Source organism: Thermodesulfobacteriota bacterium, assembly GCA_040754335.1.
Lineage (GTDB): Bacteria > Desulfobacterota_D > UBA1144 > Nemesobacterales > UBA2774 > 2-12-FULL-53-21.
This window is the reverse complement of the sequence record JBFMCV010000001.1, coordinates 85127-107374: the sequence shown is the minus strand read 5'-3', so window position 1 is coordinate 107374 and position 22248 is coordinate 85127. Positions and strand designations below refer to the sequence as shown.

22 protein-coding genes and 1 tRNA gene are annotated in these 22248 nt (G+C 54.8%); 9 read left to right on the top strand and 14 right to left on the bottom strand.

All coding sequences use genetic code 11. The features are described 5' to 3' along the window. The first annotated feature begins 4 nt into the window (after positions 1-4). On the top strand, positions 5-1441 hold the full coding sequence (locus AB1598_00530) for a lipase maturation factor family protein (GenBank protein MEW6143482.1): 1437 nt from the start codon (positions 5-7) through the stop codon (positions 1439-1441). A gap of 4 nt (positions 1442-1445) precedes the next feature. Here AB1598_00530 and AB1598_00525 read toward each other — a convergent pair. From AB1598_00525 to AB1598_00500, 6 genes are all read right to left on the bottom strand, one after another. Continuing rightward, a tRNA-Pro gene (locus tag AB1598_00525) sits at positions 1446-1522 on the bottom strand. Between the two features lie 124 nt (positions 1523-1646). Continuing rightward, the gene (locus AB1598_00520; GenBank protein MEW6143481.1) at positions 1647-1949 is read right to left on the bottom strand and encodes a carboxymuconolactone decarboxylase family protein; all 303 of its coding nucleotides are present in this window, start codon (positions 1947-1949) and stop codon (positions 1647-1649) included. 73 nt (positions 1950-2022) lie between these two features. Further along, entirely contained in the window at positions 2023-2559 is a 537-nt protein-coding gene (msrA, locus tag AB1598_00515; protein ID MEW6143480.1) for a peptide-methionine (S)-S-oxide reductase MsrA, read from the bottom strand. A gap of 157 nt (positions 2560-2716) precedes the next feature. Further along, positions 2717-3142, bottom strand: a complete 426-nt coding sequence (locus AB1598_00510) for a hypothetical protein (GenBank protein MEW6143479.1) — start codon at positions 3140-3142, stop codon at positions 2717-2719. 7 nt (positions 3143-3149) lie between these two features. Continuing rightward, entirely contained in the window at positions 3150-6332 is a 3183-nt protein-coding gene (locus tag AB1598_00505) for a PDZ domain-containing protein (protein MEW6143478.1), read from the bottom strand. Between the two features lie 346 nt (positions 6333-6678). Then, a complete protein-coding gene (locus tag AB1598_00500) occupies positions 6679-7797 on the bottom strand; it encodes a D-alanine--D-alanine ligase family protein (GenBank protein MEW6143477.1) in 1119 nt (372 codons plus the stop codon). Positions 7798-7964: 167 nt separating this feature from the next. Between AB1598_00500 and AB1598_00495 the strand changes: the two genes are divergently transcribed. Beyond that, entirely contained in the window at positions 7965-9161 is a 1197-nt protein-coding gene (locus AB1598_00495; GenBank protein ID MEW6143476.1) for an acetyl-CoA C-acetyltransferase, read from the top strand. 80 nt (positions 9162-9241) lie between these two features. On the opposite strand, the gene AB1598_00490 is transcribed toward AB1598_00495, so the two are convergent. Continuing rightward, on the bottom strand, positions 9242-9694 hold the full coding sequence (locus AB1598_00490; protein ID MEW6143475.1) for a thioesterase family protein: 453 nt from the start codon (positions 9692-9694) through the stop codon (positions 9242-9244). Between the two features lie 174 nt (positions 9695-9868). Here AB1598_00490 and AB1598_00485 point away from each other — a divergent pair, with 174 nt between their 5' ends. After that, positions 9869-10420: a hypothetical protein gene (locus AB1598_00485; GenBank protein ID MEW6143474.1), complete on the top strand. Its 552-nt coding sequence runs from the start codon at positions 9869-9871 to the stop codon at positions 10418-10420. Between the two features lie 45 nt (positions 10421-10465). Here AB1598_00485 and AB1598_00480 read toward each other — a convergent pair whose 3' ends face one another. Beyond that, the gene (locus AB1598_00480; GenBank protein MEW6143473.1) at positions 10466-11515 is read right to left on the bottom strand and encodes an LLM class flavin-dependent oxidoreductase; all 1050 of its coding nucleotides are present in this window, start codon (positions 11513-11515) and stop codon (positions 10466-10468) included. Between the two features lie 171 nt (positions 11516-11686). Here AB1598_00480 and AB1598_00475 point away from each other — a divergent pair, with 171 nt between their 5' ends. Further along, on the top strand, positions 11687-11926 hold the full coding sequence (locus AB1598_00475) for a DNA-binding protein (GenBank protein ID MEW6143472.1): 240 nt from the start codon (positions 11687-11689) through the stop codon (positions 11924-11926). Positions 11927-12085: 159 nt separating this feature from the next. Here the strand turns inward: AB1598_00475 and AB1598_00470 are convergent, their stop codons facing one another. The 5 genes from AB1598_00470 to AB1598_00450 all read right to left on the bottom strand — a co-directional run bounded on the left by AB1598_00470 (position 12086) and on the right by AB1598_00450 (position 16354). After that, positions 12086-12208 (bottom strand): hypothetical protein, encoded by a 123-nt coding sequence (locus tag AB1598_00470; protein ID MEW6143471.1) that lies wholly within the window; start codon positions 12206-12208, stop codon positions 12086-12088. Beyond that, positions 12195-13727: an AMP-binding protein gene (locus AB1598_00465; protein ID MEW6143470.1), complete on the bottom strand. Its 1533-nt coding sequence runs from the start codon at positions 13725-13727 to the stop codon at positions 12195-12197. Before AB1598_00465 ends, AB1598_00470 begins: the two co-directional genes overlap by 14 nt. Before the next feature lie 24 nt (positions 13728-13751). Then, the gene (lysA, locus tag AB1598_00460) at positions 13752-15008 is read right to left on the bottom strand and encodes a diaminopimelate decarboxylase (GenBank protein MEW6143469.1); all 1257 of its coding nucleotides are present in this window, start codon (positions 15006-15008) and stop codon (positions 13752-13754) included. A gap of 113 nt (positions 15009-15121) precedes the next feature. Beyond that, complete coding sequence (locus tag AB1598_00455; protein ID MEW6143468.1) at positions 15122-15715, bottom strand: 2-hydroxychromene-2-carboxylate isomerase; 594 nt, start codon at positions 15713-15715, stop codon at positions 15122-15124. Positions 15716-15760: 45 nt separating this feature from the next. After that, positions 15761-16354 carry a 2-hydroxychromene-2-carboxylate isomerase gene (locus tag AB1598_00450; protein ID MEW6143467.1) on the bottom strand — a complete coding sequence of 198 codons (594 nt, stop codon included), beginning with the start codon at positions 16352-16354 and terminating at the stop codon, positions 15761-15763. A 162-nt stretch (positions 16355-16516) separates the two neighbouring features. On the opposite strand from AB1598_00450, the gene hemE reads away from it, so the two are divergent. From hemE to AB1598_00430, 4 genes are read left to right on the top strand one after another with little or no spacing between them, the layout of a single operon-like run. Continuing rightward, complete coding sequence (gene hemE / locus AB1598_00445) at positions 16517-18472, top strand: uroporphyrinogen decarboxylase (protein ID MEW6143466.1); 1956 nt, start codon at positions 16517-16519, stop codon at positions 18470-18472. A 27-nt stretch (positions 18473-18499) separates the two neighbouring features. Next, a complete protein-coding gene (gene hemH, locus AB1598_00440) occupies positions 18500-19438 on the top strand; it encodes a ferrochelatase (GenBank protein ID MEW6143465.1) in 939 nt (312 codons plus the stop codon). Between the two features lie 52 nt (positions 19439-19490). After that, positions 19491-19970 carry an SRPBCC family protein gene (locus tag AB1598_00435; GenBank protein ID MEW6143464.1) on the top strand — a complete coding sequence of 160 codons (480 nt, stop codon included), beginning with the start codon at positions 19491-19493 and terminating at the stop codon, positions 19968-19970. Positions 19971-19994: 24 nt separating this feature from the next. Further along, a complete protein-coding gene (locus AB1598_00430) occupies positions 19995-20423 on the top strand; it encodes a secondary thiamine-phosphate synthase enzyme YjbQ (protein ID MEW6143463.1) in 429 nt (142 codons plus the stop codon). A gap of 41 nt (positions 20424-20464) precedes the next feature. Here the strand turns inward: AB1598_00430 and AB1598_00425 are convergent, their stop codons facing one another. Further along, the gene (locus AB1598_00425) at positions 20465-20809 is read right to left on the bottom strand and encodes a spore germination protein GerW family protein (protein ID MEW6143462.1); all 345 of its coding nucleotides are present in this window, start codon (positions 20807-20809) and stop codon (positions 20465-20467) included. A gap of 204 nt (positions 20810-21013) precedes the next feature. Between AB1598_00425 and AB1598_00420 the strand changes: the two genes are divergently transcribed. Then, on the top strand, positions 21014-22234 hold the full coding sequence (locus tag AB1598_00420; GenBank protein MEW6143461.1) for an alpha/beta hydrolase: 1221 nt from the start codon (positions 21014-21016) through the stop codon (positions 22232-22234). Positions 22235-22248 lie beyond the last annotated feature (14 nt).

Sequence of the window (22248 nt, the reverse complement as noted above, 5' to 3'; positions counted from 1 at the left end):
TGATATGAACATAAAAGGGATTAAATGGACAGATAGCTACTGGCTGACAAGACTCGTCCTTCAGCGGGGCCTGGCATTCGTTTATCTGATCGCTTTCATAGCCGTCGTTCATCAGTTCAAGCCTCTTTTAGGAGAGCACGGACTTCTTCCAGTCCCGCAATTCGTAGAGCAGGTGCGTTTCATCGAATCGCCGAGCATCTTCTTCTGGTCCCCGACCGATTTCGCCTTCGATTTGTTCGGATGGATCGGTATCGCTCTTTCCCTGTTTGCACTTTCGGGGTTCTCTGAGAAATTCGGCAATTATATCTCTGCAGGAACCTGGGGTGCGCTCTGGCTGGTTTACCTCTCTTTTGTAAACGTGGGTCAAACGTTTTACGGATTCGGCTGGGAGATGATGCTTCTGGAAGCCGGGTTTCTTGCGATCTTCCTGGGTTCCGAAAGGACCAAACCGTCCTATCTCGTAATACTTCTTTTCAATTGGCTGCTCTTCCGCGTGATGTTCGGCGCGGGACTTATAAAAATCCGGGGAGACGCCTGCTGGCGTGATTTGACCTGTCTCCAGTACCACTACGAAACCCAGCCTATGCCGAACGCATTTAGCTGGTATTTCCATTGGCTGCCGGCATGGGTCCACAAAACGGGAGTGCTCTTTAATCACTTCGCCGAGCTAATCGTCCCGTTTGCCTATTTTGCGCCGTATCAAATAAGTGCGGTTGCGGGGTTCATAACCATATTCTTTCATTTGTGGCTCTTTGCCAGCGGGAACTTTTCATTTCTGGGACTGCTCACGATGGTCCTGGCGCTGAGCACCATCAGCGACTCATGGTTAAAGCGCGTTATTCCGATCCGCCTTCCCGAGTTTGCCAAGCCCGGCCGTTTTTATGTGTCAGCCACACTGGGTCTTACAGCACTTGTTGCGGTATTGAGTTTTTTTACTGTGAGCAACATGATGTCCCCGAACCAACTAATGAACGCATCTTTCGAGCCGCTCCACCTGGTGAATACTTACGGCGCTTTCGGGTCAATCACGCGGCCGCGCTATGAAGTGATCGTCGAGGGAACGGACGAGCCCGTGCTTACGGAGTCTACCCGCTGGCGCGAGTATGAATTCATCGGCAAGCCGGGGGACGTGAGCCGCACACCGCCGCAGATAGCGCCCTATCACCTGCGGCTCGAATGGCTGATGTGGTTTGCCGCGCTCTCTTCGCCGATGCAGCATCCGTGGTTTATAAATTTTATGGAAAAACTTTTAGAGGGCGATGAGGCCGTACTAAGACTTCTCCGGCATAACCCCTTTCCCGATAAGCCGCCGAAATATGTCCGAGCGTTATTATACGAATATCGATTCACTACGCCTGAGGAACGGAGCCGGACAGGGGCCATTTGGAACCGAGAGCTCGTAGCACTTTACTTCCCGCCGGTCTCGCTTAGAGAACAATGAAGAGTGGTCGGGGTGAGAGGGATCGAACCTCCGACCTCGGCGTCCCAAGCGCCGCGCGCTACCAGACTGCGCTACACCCCGACCGAGGAAGAATGAGTATACCCATGCCGGGAAAAACAACAAGGCGCAGAACTTCCGCCTTCATAGGAACTTGAAGTCATTAATAATACAATAATACGGGGTAGTCGTAATGCCTTAAGCGGGGCTATCCCAGGTATTTGTCGTAAACTTCCTTCGCCCAGAATATCTCGGTCCCCGAGGAAAGGAGAGCGGTCTCCATTATGGCCTCGCTTATCTCCTGCTTGCTTATGCCGAGCGCGAGCGCCTTCTTTATACGGGACTCCGTGCAGTGGGGGCACCTCCCGTGCACGGCGACGGATACGGCTATGAGAGCCTTCGTCTTCTTGTCGAGCACGGTCTCCCCCTCGACCGCGTTATAGAAGCTCCACCACCCCTCCGCCATCTTTGGAGCGTTCTTTTCGAACCACCTCTTGTTATCGTCAGCCATTTCGCATGTCCTCCTTCGTGAAATTCGGCGCTCATTCCGCAAAGCTCACCCGGGGCGGGCGGGATATACACATTTATTTCATATTCTTCATATATTCTATATACCTCTCCCTGCCGGAGCCGACCTTGTAGTGTGAGTAGCCGATGGGATTTTTCTCGTAATATTTTTGATGGTACTCCTCGGCCGGGTAGAATTCCATTGCGGGCCTTATCTCGGTCACTACGGGCGATTTGTATCTGCCCGACTCCCCGAGCTTCCTTTTCGACTCCTCGGCCGTCTTCTTCTGCACTTCGTTATGATAAAAAATAGCGGTCTTGTAGTGCCTGCCCCTGTCGACGAACTGCCCTCCGTCGTCGGTCGGGTCGATGTTGAGCCAGAATACGTCGAGGAGTTGGTCGTAGGAGATTCTCTCCGGATCGTATATGACCTCTATCGATTCCAAGTGTGCCGTTCTGCCCATGCAGACCTCGTGGTAATTCGGGTTTTTCTCCTTCCCGCCCGTATACCCGACCGTAGTCGATATTACTCCCTCGAGCCTGTCGAAAGGCGGCTGCATACACCAGAAGCAGCCCCCCGAAAATGTAGCCTTCTCGTATCTCTTATCGGTCATTACCATGGTGTCAGTCTCCCTGAAGACATGTGGGCATATAAATAACTAGTATACGTAGTGCGCGGCGGGTAAAAAAGCCGGACGTATCTTACATTGGTACGCACAAAACTGTATGAGGGATCCGGAAAATTTTCAAAAAGATAAAATAACGATCCTGTCATGCTCCGGTGCGGCTGCTAAGTGACCTTCTCGCCCGGAGTATGTCCATCATTAGGGCGTAAGCTACCGGAATTCCGAGGACTAATTTTGCGAGAGACCAGAAGAGCGGCTTTCCGAAAGAAGCGGGAACTTCCCCGTGAAGTAAAGATACAAGCTGGAGGCCCTTGTCGTGGAGCCCTATGAGCGTTAGTATCGAAACGACTATGAGATAAGACCATGCAACGAGAGCGAGGTAGCTCCCCCACCTCCTGCCAGCAAAGAGCAGGATCCCACCGACAGTTCCGCACACGCCCCTGAAAACGACCGCGTTCACGACTATGAGCAAAGCACCAGGCGGTAGGTTTCCTGATTTAATGAGCAGGTAGACGCCTGCGAGACCGGGGAGTGCGGCGAGAAGTGTTATCAAACCGATTACTTTCTTCACGTCCCGCTTATCCGGCCCCTGATCTGTCCTCGTACTTCGGACGCTCGGGCTTCGCGGGCGGGTTCTTTTCGAGGAGGTCGGTAATTATCTCTATCGCCTTGTCGAGCTGCGGGTCCTGCGAGCCCTTGATATTTGGAGGCAGATCCTCGACCTCATAATCCGGCTCTACTCCGTAACCCTCGATCTCCCACTTTCCGTGCGAGTTCCAGAACGCATAACCGGGCGCAGTGATGTACCCGCCGTCTATGAGACCGGGGTTCCCGCTGATGCCTATAAGCCCGCCGAGCGTCCTCGTCCCGACGAGCGGGCCCAGCCCTGCCTTCCTGAAGTAGTAGGGGAACGCGTCCCCTCCGGAGCCCGACCATCCGTTTATCATCATCACCTTGGGCCCGTCATTCGAAACAGTCGGGGTCTTCGAGTCCTTGAAATCACGCACGGCCCAGTAATTGAGGTTGGGCCTGTTGAGGAGCTCTATGAAACGGTCGGGCACCTGCCCCCCGCCGTTGAACCTCTCGTCTATGATAATCCCTTCTTTCTCAGTCTGAGGTGTGAACTGGCGCACGAGCTCGTTCTGCCCTAATATGCCCGTATCGGGGACGTATACGTATCCGACCCTTCCGCCGGTCGCTTTATCCACCTTCTTCATATTCCCGGCTACGCGGTCGAGGTACCGCAGCTTCTGCTCTTCGGTCTTCGATATGACCTTTACGGTTATCTTCCTCGCGCTCTGCTCATCCGGGGCTGAATTAACGGTAAGTGTCACCGGAGTGCCGTTAAGTCCCTGGAACGCCTCCCAGGGGTCGCGCGCGGTATCGAGCTTCCTGCCGTTGACGGCCAGTATGTAATCCCCTTCACCGACGTTCACCCCCGGCTCCGCGAGCGGGGAATATATATCGGCGTTGAATTCGCCGCCGCTGTATATCTTCTTTATACGGTACGCGTTGTTCTTTTTATCGAGCTCGAAATCTATGCCCAGGAGTCCGACGGGCACGGTCTCGGGTTCGTCCATGTCGCCCCCGCCCACATAAGTATGTGAGGAATTGAGCTCGCCCACCATTTCGCTTATCACGTAATTGAGGTCTTCCCTGTCCACGACGAACGGAAGGAGCTTCCTGTACCTTTCCCTCACCGCCTGCCAGTCTACCCCGTGCATTCCCGGGTCGTAGAAGAAGTCCCTTTCTATTCTCCATGCGTCGTTGAAAATCTGGGACCATTCCTTCCTCGGGTCAACGAAAGCCTTCATACCGCCGACGTCTATCCTCCCGTCGCCGGGGTTCTTCCCCTCCGAGAGATCGATGATACTGTACGTATCGCCCGACCGGTAGAGCGCCTTCGCGCCGTTCGCAGAGAGCGCGTAGTCGCTTATCCCGGCTATCACCGTCTTTTCCTTCCTGTCGCCGAGGTCGAAGAACTGGAGGACGCCGTTTGGGGAGTCCTTCCCGCTTCCCGCAGGAGGGAACCTGAGATAGACGATCCTGCCCTTTGCGGCATTGAGCGGTCCGAAGTTCCCGGCGTCGACGGGTATTTTGACCGCCCTGTCTTCTATACCGCCGAAGTCGATAGCGACACCGCCGTCCGTGCCCGCAGTTTCCTTCTGCGAATCCTTCCCCGGCGAATATTCCTCTTCGCTCCGTGGCGCGATAGGGGACTGCGTATCTTTTCTCAGGGTTACCGCATAGACCTGGGTCGAATTCGGGTAAACCCATGTATCGTCCATGTCGCCGTACACGGGGCTGAATCCGCGGTCGGAGTAGAAATAGAGGTATTTCCCGTCGGGATCGAATACAGGGCCGTTGTCGTTATAGAAATCGCTCGTAACCCTGCGCGTTACTCCCGACTTCGTATCGTATATGAAAATAGACCTCAGATTGTTAGGCGTACTCTTTGCGTAAGCGAGCCACCTGCTGTCGGGCGACCACGAATAGGAGCCTATGCCCTCGTAATCGTCTTTATCGACTTCTTTCGGGACCTTCCCGCTCGTATCGACGATAAAGAGTCTTCCGGTCTTGTCGCTGAAGGCGAGCTTCCTGCTGTCGGGCGACCAGACGGGGTGATAGCGGTAGACCTTCCCGTCATTCGTTATCCTCTGCTCCTCCCCCTCGCCGTTGCTGAGCCTCATGTAAAGCTCGTACTCGCCCGATCTATCGGAAAGGTATGCGACGTATTTACCGTCGGGCGACCACGCCGGGAAGCGCTCCGCAACGCCCGACGTGTTGGTCAGGTTCCGCACACTCCCTTCCCCCGCAGGAACGGTCAGCACTTCGCCGCGGGCCTCGAAGAGGGCCCTCTTGCCGTTGGGAGATACGGACATGTCCGAGATATTGTCCGAGAGGTCCTTCTGCCGCGGACGCACCTCCGGGAGGTCGTACGGGACTTCGACGGAGACCTCGCTCACGGTCTCGTCCGGAAGGCTAAGCAGGTAGAGCCTGCCGCCGTTCTCGAAAACTATGTCGTCAGGCCCGAGGCTCGGCCACTTCACGTCGAATTCCGCGAAATCCGTGACCTGTCTCGTCTTCTTCGTGCCTGTCTCGTAGACCCACAGGTTCAGTTTCTTCTCCTCCCCTCTGTCGGAAAGGAAATATATCCTGTCACCGCGCCACATCGGCAGCGTGTCCGTCCCGGGGAAATCGGTCAGCTTCTCGATAGCGCCTGAGGAGAAATCGTATATCCATATGTCGCTAGCCATCCCGCCCTTGTATCTTTTCCATACGCCTCTCATGGGAGCCATGTATTCGAAGGCGAGCTTCTGGCCATCGGGGCTGAAGCTCCCGAGCTCGCCGTAGGGGAGCGGGAGGGCTTCGGGCATGCCCCCTTGTTTCGAGACCTTGAAGAGCCTGTTGTACCTTTGGGTCGGGCTCAGCATGTTGGAGCGGAAGAGTATGCTTTTCCCGTCCGGGTACCACTCGGCAACGAGGTCGTCGTCCGGGTGGTGAGTGATCCTCTCAGGCACTCCGCCTCCTGACGGCATCACATATATATCGGTATTGCCGTCGTAATTGCCGCTGAAGGCGATATCTGCGCCGTCGGGAGAGAATTTGGGGAAGAGCTCGCTCCCCCTGGGAGAGCTGAGCCTGCTCGCGACCCCGCCCGCTTTCGGGACAACCCAGATGTCCCCGGCGTAGACGAATACTATCCTGTCCGAGCTCACATCGGGAAAGCGGAGCATGAGGGCGTCCGGTTTCGTATCCATGCCCGCCTTATCGGCCGGAGGCTCCGCCGATCCGGATATGATGCCAAGTACCGAACACAATAGCAGAACCGGCAAGACCCATATCATCCGGGGTTCCCGCGATAAGTTCGAAAATGCGCAATTTAGTTTTCGCATCGACCTATTACAACCGCCGTAATAATCCATTGTCAAAATATAAACTCACTTGCCATTAAAATATACCTCATGAAATCCGGCCTTCCCGGCTCATAGAATATTCGGGTCGAAGCCCTGCCGGCGGTCTTAAGGCGTATTTCAGTGAATACGAATTCTCGACTTCCTGTGGATTCAATTAAAAAAAACGGACGGATTCTTCAACGAACCGGGATCAATCCTGCCCGGAGATTTCAGAATAGTCGGATTCGAGGCCGTCAGCCCTCCTCCGCCTCTCCACGGCGAGCTCGATAAGCCTGTTCACGAGCTCGGGAAAGCTCACCCCGCTCTCCTCCCAGAGGCGCGGGTACATGCTTATCTGAGTAAAGCCCGGGATCGTGTTTATCTCGCTCACGTATATTTGGTTCGTTCCCTCTTCGATCAGGAAATCCACCCTGCCCATACCGCTGCAGTCAAGCGCCCTGAACGTGCGCACGGCGTAGTCCCTCAGCCTCTCCGCGGTCTTCTCATCGAGCTCGGCCGGGGCTATAAGCCCAGTCCCCTCCTCGAGATATTTCGCCGTGTAGTCGTAGAACTCCCTGTGCGGGACGACCTCCCCCGCGCAGGACGCCCGGGGACTGTCGTTACCCAGCACGCTCACCTCTATCTCCCTCGGCTTCCTCACCGCGCGCTCGACTATGACCCTTTCCGAGAAGCGGCACGAATAGGCGACAGCCCGGTCTAGCTCGCCCTCCGAATTTACCTTCGTTATGCCTACGCTCGACCCGAGGTTCGCCGATTTAATGAAGCAGGGTATCCCGATCTCTTTTAGTATCCTCGCCCTGACCGCCTGCTTGCCCGACTCCCAGTCGGATTTATAAAAACCGAGATACCCGACGACAGGGAGCCCTGATTCCTTGAGCAGCGTCTTCATCACGATCTTGTCCATCCCTACAGCGGAGCCGAGAACGGAGGCTCCGACGTACGGTATTCCCATAAGCTCGAACATGCCCTGCACGGTGCCGTCCTCCCCGTATGTCCCGTGGAGGACGGGAAAGACCACTCCGACTGCGTGCTCTCTGACAATCTTTTTGCCCGATATTTCGTAAAATACGGGTTTTCCGGGGTTTAGAGAGGGAGACAGGAAAGAGTCTTCAAAGAATTCGAGACCGCCTTCGTCGAGCCATGAAGACACGGACGCCCTCCGCCAGGTCCCGCTTTTCTCTATAAATATTGGGAAGACATCGTATTTCCCGGGATCGATGCTACTGATTATGGACTTCGCCGAGAGGAGCGACACCTCGTGCTCAACGGACCTCCCGCCGAATATCACTCCCACCGTTAATTTGGACAAGTATGCTATACTCCCGAATAGATAGTTTATCAGGTAAAAATCATTAACGGGTTACCCAAACCGCATATCGTTGTCAAGACCGGGTCTCCGCTAGCTTGCAAATAAAAAGCCTTAATGTAAAATCCACTCACGGCATTGGAAGGGAATAAATATCAAGGAGGCTAGATATGCAGAAAGTCGTAATTAGCGAGCCGCTAAGAACTGCTATTGGGGCGTTTGGCGGAACATTGAAAGAGATCAGCCCGGCAAAGCTGGGAGCCACGGTAGTAAAGGAAATCCTCGACCGTACAGGGGTCGATCCCAAGGAAATTGACGACTGCATAATGGGGAACATCCTGAGCGCGGGACAAGGGATGAATATTTCGAGGCAGGTCGCGATCGAATCGGGACTGCCCGTGGAAACACCTGCGTTCACCATCAACAGGGTTTGCGGATCGGGAGTCCAGTCGATCGCGCTCGCGGCACAGGCGATCAAGGCGGGTGACTCCGAGGCGATTATCGCAGGCGGCACCGAGAACATGAACCTCGCCCCCTTCTATCTCCAGAAAGCCCGTTACGGCTACAGGATGGGCATGCCTAAAGACGAAATCGTGGACGGCATGGTTTATGACGGCCTCTGGGACATATTCAACGACTACCACATGGGAGTCACGGCCGAGAACCTCGCCGAATCATACAACATCACGAAGGACGAGCAGGACGAATTCGCGTACAAGAGCCAGATGAAATGCAAGGCCGCACAGGAAGAGGGGAAGTTCAAGGACGAGATAGTCCCGATAATGATCCCCCAGAGAAGAGGCGACCCCGTAGCTTTCGAGAGAGACGAGCACCCGAAGGGCGACACGACTTTAGAGGGATTAAAAGGACTCCGCGCTGTATTTAAAGTAGGCGGCACCGTTTCCGCTGGTAACGCTTCCGGAATCAACGACGGCGCGGCCGCAGTGCTCGTCACGTCAGAGAAGAAGGCGAAAGACCTGGGGCTTAAGCCCGTGGCGTCAATCATTTCATACGCCGTAGGCGGAGTAGACCCCTCTATCATGGGAATAGGCCCTGTCCCGGCGATACAGAAGGCGCTCGACAAGGCAAAGCTGTCGTTAGACGACATAGACCTCTTCGAGCTGAACGAAGCGTTCGCGGCCCAGTCTCTCGCGGTGCTGAGGGACCTGCCGATACCCGAAGAGAAGATTAACGTGAACGGCGGCGCTATCGCGTTAGGCCATCCGATCGGCGCTTCGGGGACGAGAATTCTCGTTACGCTCCTTCACGAGATGGAGAAGAGAAAGAAAGTTAAGCGCGGGCTCGCCGCTCTCTGCATCGGAGGCGGCATGGGTATCGCGATTATAGTCGAAAAGGAAAAGAGCTAGATTTAACGAGTTAACAGGGGGAGGGTAACCTCCCTCCCCTTGCCTTATCTGTCGTTCAGTATAACCTACCGTAATCGAATTCAACCCTGGATCGTGAGCGAATACTTCCGCGGTCTGAATAGTTTCTTGAACTTCTTCGGCACAGGGGCGATCTTCCGTTCGGCGTAATTCATGAACACGATCCCGGTTTTCGCGATTGCGACCACCTTCCCCGACCCCTTTTCTGTAAGCCTGTAAACGAGATCGCAGCCGTATTTGACGAAATCGCACACCGCTATGTCTATCACCATCGTCTCACCGTAGAAGCTCTCGGACTTATAGACGATCGCTACGTCCGACATTATTATCCCGGGCCCGTCCACGTCGAGCTCCGAGAAGCCGAAATGCCTGAAGAACCTGACCCTCGCCTCGTGCGTGAGAGACAGTATGGAATCGTGCCCCAGGTGCCCCCCGTAGTTTATGTCGCTTATCCTGAGGTCTATGTCCGTGGAAAACACCGGGCTCCTCGGGAACTCCATCTTTATCCTCGCCATTCGAGCGTCCTTTTAAAACCTTATTGTTTGCCTTCCATGCCCGGTCGGAATTCAGGAAGCCCGGAAGGAAACCGCCGCTTCATCTCCCGGTTTAAATTCCCGGTTGACATCCTGCCGAATCATTTGCTAAATTTGTATTATACTCAACGAAGCGGCACGGGTGAACATCGCGCGATGACAGTCGGTAGAATCAACTCTGCTTCCATTAAATCGTTCTTCAGCGGCCTCGTCCACACGAGCTTCACGGACCTGGGCAAGGAAAAGGACAGGGACGCAGCCGGGTACCTGATAGACATGCTCACCGAATTCGCCCGCACAGAGAGCCTGTATAAGCTGAGCGACTCCGAAGGCAAAAAGATACAGACGATAGTTGAGATGCTCCTCGAAAGCAAAAACATGCAGGCTAGCGACTCCGGGTACGAAAGGGAAGTGAGGAAGTACGTCGGGGATTTCGCCCTTTTCATGAGCGGCATATTCAGGGATTACGTGAACAGGGGCTCATACCTCCGCTATTACATGAACGAGGGGATGAAGTCCTACTTCGTCGTATCGAGGCTGGATTTGGAAAGGGGCGAGGGGAACCCCATCATGTTCAGCAAGCTGTCGCGTGAGTTCGAGTTCTATTCAGGCGCTCTCGATTACATGAGGAAGGTCTATTTCGGCCCCGAAAACCACGGCGACCCCTTCAGAAGTTTCGCCGCCCAGCTATCGAGGGTAAGGCACTGAGGCCTTAGACGCGCTGATACCCGCACCATCTTTACACCCACGGTTTCACCCTCTGAAATAGGGCATAATCTCCCCGGAGAGAACGTTCATCGAAAGCTGTCTGTCCGGGCTGAAGTCTCTCAGTATGAAATGATCGACGCCCGCGCCTGCATATTCTTCGAGTCTCTTTATTACGTCACTCTTTGAGCCTGCGGCTACGAAATCGAATACGATGTCGCGGGAATAATACTTATCGCCCATCTCCCTGAATTTCTTCAGCATCACGGTATCGTTGGGCATGATCTTCGTGTATTCGAGCCCTTTATATTCGTCGCCGATCTTGATATCGTAACCGGCCTGTGCGAGGAGCTCGGGCCATATGAGCGCGTGCTTTATGGGCTCGAGCGATTTGTAGGCCTCGTCCTTGTCCCCCGCAATCGAGGTGAAGATGTAAAGCGTCTTCTCGGGGCCTGACGAGCCGTCCTCCCTTTCCCGCGCCGCATCCGCGACCGCCCTCGCCTTCTCGGCGAAGAGCCTCGGCGGCATTGCGTTCGTCACCCATCCGTCCCCGTATTTCCCCGCGACTCTCAGCGCCCTCGGCCCGGTCGCGGCTACGTATATCGGGACCCGCTTGTCATTCACGGGCTCTATCCTGAGCTCGGCGTCCCTGAGCCTGTATATCTCCCCGTCGAAATTCACGGGCCCCCCGCTCCAGAGAGAGCGCATGATCTTTATCGATTCCTCGACGCGCGTGAGCGGACTATCCCACGCTATGCCGTATGGGTCGAGGTTCATCTTCTCCCCGTACCCGACGCAAACGAAAATCCTCCCGTTCGAAATCCTGTCCACGGTCGCGAGACGGTGGGCGAACACGGCAGGGTGCATCCTGTGGGCGTCGCCGACCGTTCCCATTTTTATTCTTCCGGTCTTCACGGCGGCTGCGGTCACGACAGACCAGACCTCGGGCGTGATCCTCGGTGCCATGAATACGATATGGTCAGGGAACCAGACCGTGTCGAATCCGGCGTCCTCCGCGGACTTCGTGAACTCGATCAGACCTTCGACCGACTCGCCCGGAACAGGCGCCGCGATACCGAATTTTATGTTTCCGCCCACTTTCCAAGCCCCCTTTTTATGTCCATAACGCTCAGTGATTATACACAAAACTATTTTAAACCGTTATCTTGATTTTTCTAAAACCAAGAGTTATTATTTCCTACCCTAAATACACAACTACAGCGAATTCCCCACTAAAACGAGCGGGAAAGAGGCGGAGGTAGAAAGAAAATGGACAGACTTGAGAAAGACGAGAAGGAACATGCGAGCAAGCACGTCGATATCGAATCGAAGCGCTTCTTCTTCGACGTGAAAGAAAATCACAAAGGCAAATATCTCAGGATAACGGAGCTCAGCGGGGGCAGGTCCTGCATAGTAATCCCACTCGGTGGAATCAACCTCTTTAAAGAGAGGCTTGGAGAAGTGATACAGGAAGCCGAGAAGCTCATCGACGTTAACGGCAGCATCTAATCCCTTTAGGTCGTTCAGACCCGGGGGAGCAGACCCGTATCAATAAACAACTGAAAATATGGTGCCGGCTGGGTAAGCGGAAAGAATCTTTGTAACCGCAAGAGCAGACTGCACGGCGGATAAAGGCGATATTCGTAATAGAGCGGCTATGACCCACCCTTAGTCAAATTCGGGTATAGATTCCAGGCTCAGCATCTCGTCGTAGGTCTCCCTCTTCCTGATTGCCCGGAACCCGCCACCATTTGCGGGGACTTCGGGAATCGGGTTTCTAGCTCGAAGCATCCAGTTTTCCCGCGAGTGCATGAAGTCCTCTCCGGTCAATTTTCCCCACCTCGTTCCGGGGCAAACTATCTACGAATGTCCAGTAGTCGGGGACCTTGTAGGCGGCAAGCTTTTCCGATGCGTATGACTTAAACGCCGCCTCATCGGGGGCGTCTTTCAAGCCCGACTTCAGCTCTATAAAAGCATGTATCAGCTGGCCGTAGTGTTTGTCGGGCACTCCGACCACTCCGCTCAACGTAACGTCCGGATGGTCGTCCAGCACCTCCTCGACCTCTCCGGGCGACACATTGGAGCCGCCCTTGATGATAATCTCCTTGATGCGGCCCAGATAGTAGTAGTATCCCGATTCATCCCTTTTGCCTATGTCTCCGGTCAAAAGGTATCCGTCCCGTAGCGCCAGCGATGTGTTTTCTTCGTCATTCCAGTAACCGGACATGGTGCTGTCGCTCTTTATCCGGATTTCCCCCGCTTCCCCAATCCCCGCTTCGCGGCCGTCATGATCGACAAGGCATACTTCAACCCCGTCTCTCGGCACTCCGATCGATCCGCGCTTGACCGGCAGGCGGGGAGGAGTGAAACAAGCGCCTTCACATTCGGTGAGCCCGTATAACTGATTGAGCTCAAAGCCGGTGACCGCACTGAAGCGCTCGTAAAGGTCGCTGGCTATATAGTCCCCACCGCATTCGACCTCCTTGAAACATCCAAAATCGACCTTTCCCGACTTCGGATGGTCCATCACATCGATCAGTTGTGCGGGGAGTAAAAGAGTGCGTGTCGGACGGTATGTCTCGACGTATTTGAGAAAAAGCGCAGGGTCAGGCCCCTCCATGATTACTACCGACCCTCCGGCATAAAGAAGCGGAAAGCATAATCCGCCGGACCCGCCGAGATGACAGACCGCTGTCACGACGAGCCCTATATCATCTGCTGCAAGCTCCTGAGTTATGCTACGGCTCTTGCTAAGACTGAAGAGCGCTTTATGAGTATGCGTTACGCCTTTGGGCTTGCTTGTGCTCCCCGAGGTGTAAAAAATCATCGCCGTATCGTCATAATTCACGTGAGGCCGCTCCTCTTTCACAGGTGAGCTGCTAACGACGCTTTCCCATGAGCGGACGCCGCCGCCCGGAAATTCCCCTATTGTAAACATGCGTTTAACGGACGGCGCGCTGCTCCCTATTCCCTCCACTCTCGGATAGAGCCCGCAATCGGCTATCAAAACCCCGGCTGCGCACTGGTTTACCGCATATACGACCTCATCCTTCACATAACGGTTGTTGAGCGGAACGGCGATAGCGCCTATCTTAAAACATGCGAAGTAAAGCCCGATCAGCTCAGTGCAGTTACGCATAAACAACGCGACCCTGTCTCCCTTGCCGATACCAATGCCGAGAAGCGCATTGACCGAGTCATTCGCGTATCTGTCCAGGTCCGCATACGTATATGAATTCCCCCGGAAGAACACCGCCGTTTTCTCCGGGTTTGATTTTAAATGACTTTCATATAAGCGGCCTAATATCATTCAAGCCCCCTTTACGTCCCCAGATCAAAAGTCGGGGATCGATTCCCCGCCGAGCATCTCGTCGTAGGTCTCCCTCTTCCTGACTATCCGGAACTCGCCGCCTTTTACGAGGACTTCCGGTACGCGCGGCCGCGTGTTGTAGTTGGACGACATGACGAAGCCGTAGGCGCCTGCGCTCATCACAGTAAGCAGGTCGCCGCTCTTTACATGGGGGAATTTCCTGTCCTTCGCGAGGAAGTCGCCCGACTCGCATATAGGGCCGACGACATCCACTTTTTCTACGGCCTTTGCCGGGCCGCTCACGGTCAGTATCTCGTGGTACGACTCGTAGAACGCGGGACGGATCAAGTCGTTCATCGCCGCGTCGACTATAACGAATTTCTTTTCAGTACCTTCCTTCAGGAATAAGACCTTTGTCACGAGTATGCCGGCGTTTCCCACGAGCGACCTCCCGGGCTCGAGCACGAGCTTATACGGCTTGCCACCGACGAGGCCCGTAATCACATCCGCATACTCCTTCGGGTGAGGAGGTATCTCGTCCATCTTGTAGCTTATCCCGAGGCCGCCTCCGATGTCTATGTATTCGATACCGATGCCTTTGCCTACGAGACCGTCGGCCAGGTCCACGAGCTTCCTTAACGAATCGACGAACGGAGCGAGCTCGAATATCTGGGAGCCGATGTGAGCGTCGATAGCGGTTACCCTGACGCCCTCCATAGTGCTCGCTTCCTCGTAGACTTCTACCGCCTGTCCAATCTCGATGCCGAACTTGCTCTTCTTGAAGCCGGTCGATATATAGGGGTGCGTCTTCGGGTCTATGTCCGGGTTGACGCGGAGAGCGACGGGCGCTTTCCTGCCGAGCTCTTTCCCCACTTTGTCGAGGAGTCGGAGCTCCTCGACGGACTCGACGTTGAAAAAGAGTATCCCCGCTTCGATCGCGACCCTCATCTCTTCTTCGGTCTTGCCCACTCCCGAAAATACGACCTTCGACGGATCGCCCCCCGCGCGCTTGACCCTTATGAGCTCGCCCAGAGAAACGATATCGAACCCGGCCCCGAGCCTCGCGAACGCGTTCAGGACCGCGAGGTTGGAATTCGCCTTCACCGAATAGCACATGAGCGGATCGATACCGGAGAATGCGTCCTTGTAGCTAAGGAACGCGTCCCTCAACACCGAGCAGCTGTACACATAACACGGGGTCCCGACGGCTTCCGCGATCATTCTTGCGGGGACGTCCTCGACATAGAGCTCGCCGTCCCTGTATCGATAGGAATGGTGCATTTTCTGAATTCTCCTTGGAGCAAGCCGGTAAAAATTTACACGAATTAATTCAAATGAAAACAGGGATTATTGAAGCAGGAACCCGTACGGGATATACAAGCGACCGTAATTTTCTACAGTTTCCCCTTCAAATATTCGTCCACGAAACCGAGCCTGTCGTTACCCCAGAACATCTTCTCGCCGACGAATATGGTCGGGGCGCCGAACACCCCGCGCTCGGCCGCCTTCGAGGTCTCCTCCCTGAGCCTGTCTTTTAGCTCCTGCTCCCCTATGCGTGCGATAAACCACACGGGGTCGATTCCTATGCCGGCGACCGCTTCTATGAGCGCGTCGTCCTTGCTGAGGTCTTTGCCCTCCGTCCAGAACAGCCTGAACATTTCATGCGTATACTCCGTCAATTTCCCCTTTTCCTCCGCGGCGAAAGCCCCCCGCATCGGTTTTACGCTGTGGAGAGGAAAAACCGCGGGAAATTTAAAGTCGACGCCGTAGTGTTTCGCCAGGTCCCGCGTGTCCTGCTTTACGTACGCGAATTTGTTGGCGATATCGACTGGCGCTTTAACGCCCGTTTCAACGAAGAGGCCGCCCATGAAAAAGGGCTTCCATTCGAGCTCGGCCCCGTTGTCCTCACATATCTTCTCTATCCTCTTAGACGCAATATATGTGTAGGGACTCGTGAAATCGTAAAAGAATTCAACCTTCTTTCCCATTGCTATTCTCCGGAACCGGTTATTGCAGGATTATCAGGGCAGTGCTCACAAATTCCCCTTCAACCAGCGGTCCACGAAATCGAGCCTGTCGTTCCCCCAGAACATCTTTTCCCCGATGAATATTGTGGGGGCACCGAAAGCCCCCCGCGCAGCAGCGCTCGAGGTCTCAATCCTGAGCCTGTCTTTTATTTCCTGCTCCCCTATGCGCGCGATAAACCAGTCGGAGTCGATGCCTATTCCGGCGACCGCTTCCCTTAGCACGTCGTCCTTGCTGAGGTCTTTCCCTTCGGTCCAGTACAGCCTGAACATCTCGTGGTTGTATTCGACCAACTTACCCTTCTCCGCCGCGGCGAAAGCACCTCTCATCGCCTTTACGGAGTTGAGGGGGAAAATTGCAGGGAATCTGAAATCGACGCCGTAATATTTCGCCGAATCCTGCGTATCCTGTTTTATATACGCGAATTTGTTGCCGATCTCTACAGCGGGTTTCACTCCCGTATCGTTGAAGAGCCCGCCCAGCAAAAAGGGCTTCCATTCGAGCTCGGCCCCGTTGTCCCGGCATATCCTTTCTATCCTCGTCGAGGCTATGTACGTGTAAGGGCTGCTGAAATCGTAGTAAAATTCGACCTTCTTTCCCATTCCCGGTCTCCGTGCACCATCCGTGTAAAGGGGATTATATGAAATAAGGGGTTTAATATCAAGGAGGAGAGATTACCGACGCTCCCGCTGGTACGGTCCCCCCGGTGATTGACCGCCGTCCTTACTGTGATAAACTCAAACATATATTTATAACCAGCCACAATGACGAGTAATTTTTCTTTCAACGGACTCAGGGTCACGGCGTTTGAGAGCCGGAGAGCCCAGGAAATAGAGAAGCTGATACAGTATCACGGGGGGGTCCCCAGGGTCGCCCCGTCGATGAGGGAAGTCCCGTTTGAGGAAGCGACCGAGGTATTCAAATTCGCTGAAAAACTTTTCGCCGGTAAATACGACATCGTAATCCTTATGACCGGAGTGGGCACGCGCGCGCTGGCCAAGGCGGTCTCGACCAGATATCCGCTCGATAAATTGGTCAAAGCCCTGGAGGACACTACCATCGTCGTACGCGGCCCCAAGCCCGTAGCCGCGCTCAGAGAGCTCGGACTGAAACCGGATATCACTGTCCCCGAGCCTAACACATGGCACGACGTGCTTACGACTCTCGACAGCGAACTCGAGATCAGCGGCAAGAACGTCGCCGTCCAGGAATACGGAATCTCGAACGAAGAATTCTTAAAGGAGCTAAAGCAAAGGGGCGCCTACGTGACGGCGGTCCCCGTATATAAATGGGACCTGCCCGAAGATACGAAACCGCTCCGCGAGGCTATAAGGTCCATCTCGGAAAGAAAAGAGGATATATCCCTCTTTACGAGCTCGCAACAGATTTACCACCTCTTCAAGGTAGCTTCAGAAGATGGGCTTGAGGACAGTCTCAAAGAGGGTTTTAAAGAAGTGGCTATAGGCTCCATAGGGCCGACAACGACGGAAGCGCTCATGAGGTTCGGCCTTTCCCCCGACTATGAACCCGACAGCCCCAAGATGGGGAACCTTATACGCGAGATGGCGAGGAGCGGTAACGAGCTCTTGAGGAAAAAACGGACAGCTCACCGCAACGGAGTGGACACGAGCAGCTGGCACCGCGTTCAAATGGTCTGGGACGGGGATAAGAAAGAAACGAGAACAGATATAACGTACAACTCGGCGTTCATGAAAGCGTGCCGCAGGGAGAAGACAGACTACACGCCCGTCTGGCTCATGCGCCAGGCGGGCAGGTTCATGCGCGAATACAGGGAGCTCCGGGCGAAGGTTTCGTTCCTCGATCTCTGCAAAACTCCCGAGCTCGCGGCGGAAGTTACCCTGAGCGCGGTCGACAGGCTCGGCGTGGACGCGGCAATAATTTTTTCGGACATCCTGCTCATAATCGAGCCGCTCGGAGTGGATCTCGAGTTCTCCAGGGCGGAAGGACCCAGAATACCGAGGCCCGTGCGCTCGGGGAACGCAATAGAACGCTTGAGGGAATTCAACCCCGAGAGCATGAGATTCGTTTACGACGCGGTGAGCGTAACACGCCGTGCGCTTGACCCGGAGAAGGCGCTTATCGGATTCGCGGGCGCGCCCTTTACCATCGCCTCTTACGTCATAGAGGGTGGGGGCTCGCGGAATTACGAGAACACGAAGCAGCTCATGTACAAGGACGCTGGCGCATGGCACACGCTCATGGAAATATTGACGGACGCCACAGGCAGATACCTGAACAAACAGATAGAGTCGGGCTCGGACGCCGTTCAGCTTTTCGACAGCTGGGTCGGGTGCCTGTCGCCCGGCGATTTTAAAGAGTTCGTACAGCCGCACATGACGAAGCTCATAGGCTCGCTCGGGAGAGGCGTACCCGTGATATATTTCGGCACAGGGACTTCGGCTCTCCTCGAGATGATGAAGGAATGCGGGAGCTCCATCATCGGACTCGACTGGAGGGTCGACCTGGCGTCGGCCTGGAAGAGGGTCGGCTACGACGTAGCGGTGCAGGGGAACCTCGACCCGGTCGTTCTCTATGCGGGACACTCCGAGATAAAGAAGAGAGCCGAGGAGATACTCGACAAGGCAGAGGGAAGGCCCGGACATATATTCAACCTCGGCCACGGCATACTCCCGAAAACGCCTGTAGACAACGTGCTCGCGCTCGTGGACACGGTGCACGAATACTCGGCGGGGAAATAACAAGACTCCGGCAATAAAGGAAGGTCGATGACGATGGGGAATAAGTTCGATGCCGTGCTGCTGCTCGGATACGGAGGGCCCGAAAAACCGGAAGACATCCGCCCTTTCCTCGAGCTCGTGGCGAAGGGGCGACCCATTCCTAAAGAGAGGCTCGATGAGGTAGCCCACCATTACGAGCTTATAGGCGGCAGGTCTCCGATCAACGAATATACGTATAAACAGGCAAAGGGGCTGGAAAACGCGCTCTCCGAAAACGGGAGCAAGATCCCAGTATTCGTCGGCATGAGGAACTGGCACCCGTTCATTCCCGACACCCTGAAAGATATGTCTGATCGGGGAGTCAAGAAAGCAATAGGGATGATAATGGCCGCTCACCAGTGCGAGGCGAGCTGGGAGAGATACGTGAAGGACATTGAGGACGCGATTGCGGAAACGGGCGTCGAGATCGAATGCGAATACACCGCGCCCCTATTCGATCACCCTCTTTTTATAGAGGATTCCGCCGATCGCGCAGCCGAATGCTTCGAGCAAATACCGCCCGATGAGAGGAATGACACGCTTATACTGTTCTCCGCGCACAGCATACCCGTCCCGATGGCGGAAAGCTCTCCCTACGTCGAGCAGCTCACGACAACCGCGCGCCTCATCGCGGGGAGACTCAACCACGATAAATGGAGGCTCGTATACCAGAGCAGGAGCGGACGCCCCCAGGACCCTTGGCTCGAGCCCGACGTATGCGAAGTGATAAGAGAGATCGCGAAAGAAGGGGGGCGTTATTTGATCGTGCAGCCGATAGGGTTCCTCTGCGACCACGTGGAGGTCCTGTTCGATATAGGGATCGAGGCGAAGGAAGCCGCGGACGAGGCGGGGATAACGCTCATCCGAGCGCAAACCGTGAACGACGACCCCAAATTCATAGAGGCGATGGCTGACGAAGTAAAAAGAACTATCGGGAGATCCGAGTGAGGGCAGTATCCGTAATATAGAAATAAATATATTACTCAGGAACCCTGCAATAATGGCCGATTATAAATTCGTGACGACCTGGCGCATTAAAGCCCCCCTCGGCAAGGTATGGAACGAAATTTACTATTCGGAGAGGTGGCCCGAATGGTGGAAAGGGGTTGAAGAAGTCATTGAGCTTAAAAAGGGAGACGGCCTGGGCGTGGGTAGCGTACGCCGCTACACGTGGAAGAGCATGCTTCCATACAGGCTCACGTTCGATATGGAAACGGTACGCGTCGAGCCTATGTCGGTCATGGAGGGCATTGCCAGAGGGGAATTAGACGGCAGGGGCATATGGAATATATCAAACGACGGCGAATATACGACGGCAAGATACGACTGGCAGGTTAACACCACCAAAGCCTGGATGAATCTCATCGCCCCACTTGCGAGGCCGCTCTTCAAATGGAACCACGACATAGTGATGAGCTGGGGAGCCGAGGGGTTAGCCCGGAGGCTCTGCGCAGCCGTAATTGAAGATAAAGGGGGATGAGAGCATAATCCCCCTGCCCCGCTTATGAACTGCATACAGAAAGAAATCACGCTCTCCCCGAAAAGACGCGGCTTCCATCTCGTCACACGCGAGATAGCCGAGCAAGTGAGGGAGTTGTCCGAATACTCGGTAGGCATCGCGCACTTATTCATCTGTCATACCTCCGCTTCGCTTACGATAAACGAGAACGCATCGCCTGAAGTCAGGGTGGATTTCGAATCCTATTTCAACGAATCTGTCCCGGAAGGAGCCCCTTACTACGAGCACACGCTCGAAGGCCCGGACGATATGCCGGCCCATATAAAGGCGTCGATCCTCGGTAGCTCCGTGACAGTCCCCGTGAAGGACGGCAGGTTCAATCTCGGCACGTGGCAGGGCATATACCTCTGCGAGCACCGTAACCACGGCGGCCCGAGGAAGCTGATAGTAACGATTATAGGGGAGAGGAAGTGAGAATAAGTCGCCACAAGGGAAGAATGAGCCGGTCCGGCTTTTTATCTCCTGCCCATTAGAAACCCGGCTATAAATCCGACTGCCAGGAGAGCTGCTATCTTTCTCCCGCTCGTACATGGAATAAAACGAGTGTCTTCTTCCGTCACTTCGATAACCCCGACCGGCTTTGCCCGTACCCCGGCTCCCGCACCGCCCCCTTCCCTGTCCAACCCCTCTTTCTTATCCGACCTTTGGTCGCCGTATCCCCCGCCGAAACCGTACATAACCTTCGCCACGGGGATAATCGTCTTCCCTTGAGCCTCGATCGGGTCGCCGTACACCGCTTTTACGCTCGCCCCTGCGTGAATCCGCTCAGAAAGAGAATCGAAAAAATCTTTAATGGTCATTTGCTGCCCCCTTCCGCCATCCGGAAATCCGCTCGTGCGCGAATTATGCCGATATGTGCATCAACCAATATAATACTACTACAAATATAGCAGGAGTGCCTTGGAAAATTGTATTAAACAGTTGTTAAAGTACCTGCCAGACATTATATTTAATCCGTCTCGACATCGATAATAAATCCGCATTTATAAACTTTTGGAGCCCCCATGGCTGAAATAACACGGAGCAAAACACGCGTCAAAGGTTTCGAGAACGAGGAAATGGACTTTCAGCTCCTGAGGCAATTGGGCTCGACGTCGTTCGGGGGAGCGTCCGTCGGGGAATGCCTCTCGGCAGCGGGGCGCATCAAGGACGGGGACCCCGGGAGCTGGGTCGACGAGTTCTCGAATCTCGCCGAGTGGCAGATGAAAGACGCGCACAAACGGGCATCGAAAGGCCATACGGTGAGCGCCCGCGAGATGTTCCTGAAAGCTTCCAACTCATTCCGCGCGGCCGAGTACTACACGAGCCCGCTCGACCCCAGGCACAGGGAGCTCGGGATAAAGTCCCGCGACTGCTTTATCGAAGCCATGAAGTACGTCTGGCACACTTTCGAGGAAGAGATGCTGACCTACAGGAACATAGATCTCCCCGTTTACATCATGTCGCCCGGCCTCGAAGCGCAGAAGAGGAAAACGCTTCTCATAGTCAGCGGATTCGACGGCACGCTCGAAGAGGAGTACCTGATGCACGGGTACCCCGCTCTCGAGAGGGGATACAACGTAGTACACTACGCCGGGCCCGGTCAGATGGACCTCTACAGGTTCTTTACGCGCACGCATTTCGAGCCCGATTTCGAGAACGTCACGAAGACTGTAATTGACTTTATCATCGACAGACCTGAGATCGACCCTTCTAAGCTCGCCCTCATGGGCATAAGCGTTGGAGGATATTTCTCGACCCGCTCTGCCGCGTACGAACCTAGGATTAAGGCCCTCATCCCGAACTCGCCCATACTTAACCTTCACGACTACCTTAGCGCTTTCGTCGGATTCGACCCCGCGGACATACCGGACGACCGGAATTTTGCAGTGGAGGACATTCCGAATATCCCGGACGATTTATTCCCTCCCGAGGCGAAGTCGAGGACTACGAACCTCATCGTTCGCTACGGTCAGCCCACGTTCAGGGATACGTTTATTTATCTCAGGGAATTCGCAGTAGGCGACGCTATAAAGAATATAAAATGCCCTTGTCTCGCGCTCGAAGGCTCGGGCGAGGGCGGAGAGCCCGAAAAGCAATTCAACGAGTTCGCCGAAAAAGTCCCCGGGCCCGTGACTAAATACCAGTTCACGGACTTCGAAGGCGCGGACACGCACTGCCAGGTCGGGAACCCATCTTTTGCGGCAGCGGTTGCACTGGACTGGCTCGACGAGATATTCGATTGATCGAAGTGTGAGCA

Coding starts and splice junctions, on each gene's coding strand:
- AB1598_00475 (MEW6143472.1), top strand. CDS start 11,687: ATGGACAGACTTGAGAAAGACGAGAAGGAACATGCGAGCAAGCACGTC.
- AB1598_00420 (MEW6143461.1), top strand. CDS start 21,014: ATGGCTGAAATAACACGGAGCAAAACACGCGTCAAAGGTTTCGAGAAC.
- AB1598_00455 (MEW6143468.1), bottom strand. CDS start 15,715: ATGGGAAAGAAGGTTGAATTCTTTTACGATTTCACGAGTCCCTACACA.
- AB1598_00425 (MEW6143462.1), bottom strand. CDS start 20,809: ATGACCATTAAAGATTTTTTCGATTCTCTTTCTGAGCGGATTCACGCA.
- AB1598_00470 (MEW6143471.1), bottom strand. CDS start 12,208: ATGCTTCGAGCTAGAAACCCGATTCCCGAAGTCCCCGCAAATGGTGGC.
- hemE (MEW6143466.1), top strand. CDS start 16,517: ATGACGAGTAATTTTTCTTTCAACGGACTCAGGGTCACGGCGTTTGAG.
- msrA (MEW6143480.1), bottom strand. CDS start 2,559: ATGACCGATAAGAGATACGAGAAGGCTACATTTTCGGGGGGCTGCTTC.
- hemH (MEW6143465.1), top strand. CDS start 18,500: ATGACGATGGGGAATAAGTTCGATGCCGTGCTGCTGCTCGGATACGGA.
- AB1598_00530 (MEW6143482.1), top strand. CDS start 5: ATGAACATAAAAGGGATTAAATGGACAGATAGCTACTGGCTGACAAGA.
- AB1598_00450 (MEW6143467.1), bottom strand. CDS start 16,354: ATGGGAAAGAAGGTCGAATTTTACTACGATTTCAGCAGCCCTTACACG.
- AB1598_00505 (MEW6143478.1), bottom strand. CDS start 6,332: ATGGATACGAAACCGGACGCCCTCATGCTCCGCTTTCCCGATGTGAGC.
- AB1598_00485 (MEW6143474.1), top strand. CDS start 9,869: ATGACAGTCGGTAGAATCAACTCTGCTTCCATTAAATCGTTCTTCAGC.
- AB1598_00430 (MEW6143463.1), top strand. CDS start 19,995: ATGAACTGCATACAGAAAGAAATCACGCTCTCCCCGAAAAGACGCGGC.
- AB1598_00490 (MEW6143475.1), bottom strand. CDS start 9,694: ATGGCGAGGATAAAGATGGAGTTCCCGAGGAGCCCGGTGTTTTCCACG.
- lysA (MEW6143469.1), bottom strand. CDS start 15,008: ATGCACCATTCCTATCGATACAGGGACGGCGAGCTCTATGTCGAGGAC.
- AB1598_00465 (MEW6143470.1), bottom strand. CDS start 13,727: ATGATATTAGGCCGCTTATATGAAAGTCATTTAAAATCAAACCCGGAG.
- AB1598_00435 (MEW6143464.1), top strand. CDS start 19,491: ATGGCCGATTATAAATTCGTGACGACCTGGCGCATTAAAGCCCCCCTC.
- AB1598_00495 (MEW6143476.1), top strand. CDS start 7,965: ATGCAGAAAGTCGTAATTAGCGAGCCGCTAAGAACTGCTATTGGGGCG.
- AB1598_00520 (MEW6143481.1), bottom strand. CDS start 1,949: ATGGCTGACGATAACAAGAGGTGGTTCGAAAAGAACGCTCCAAAGATG.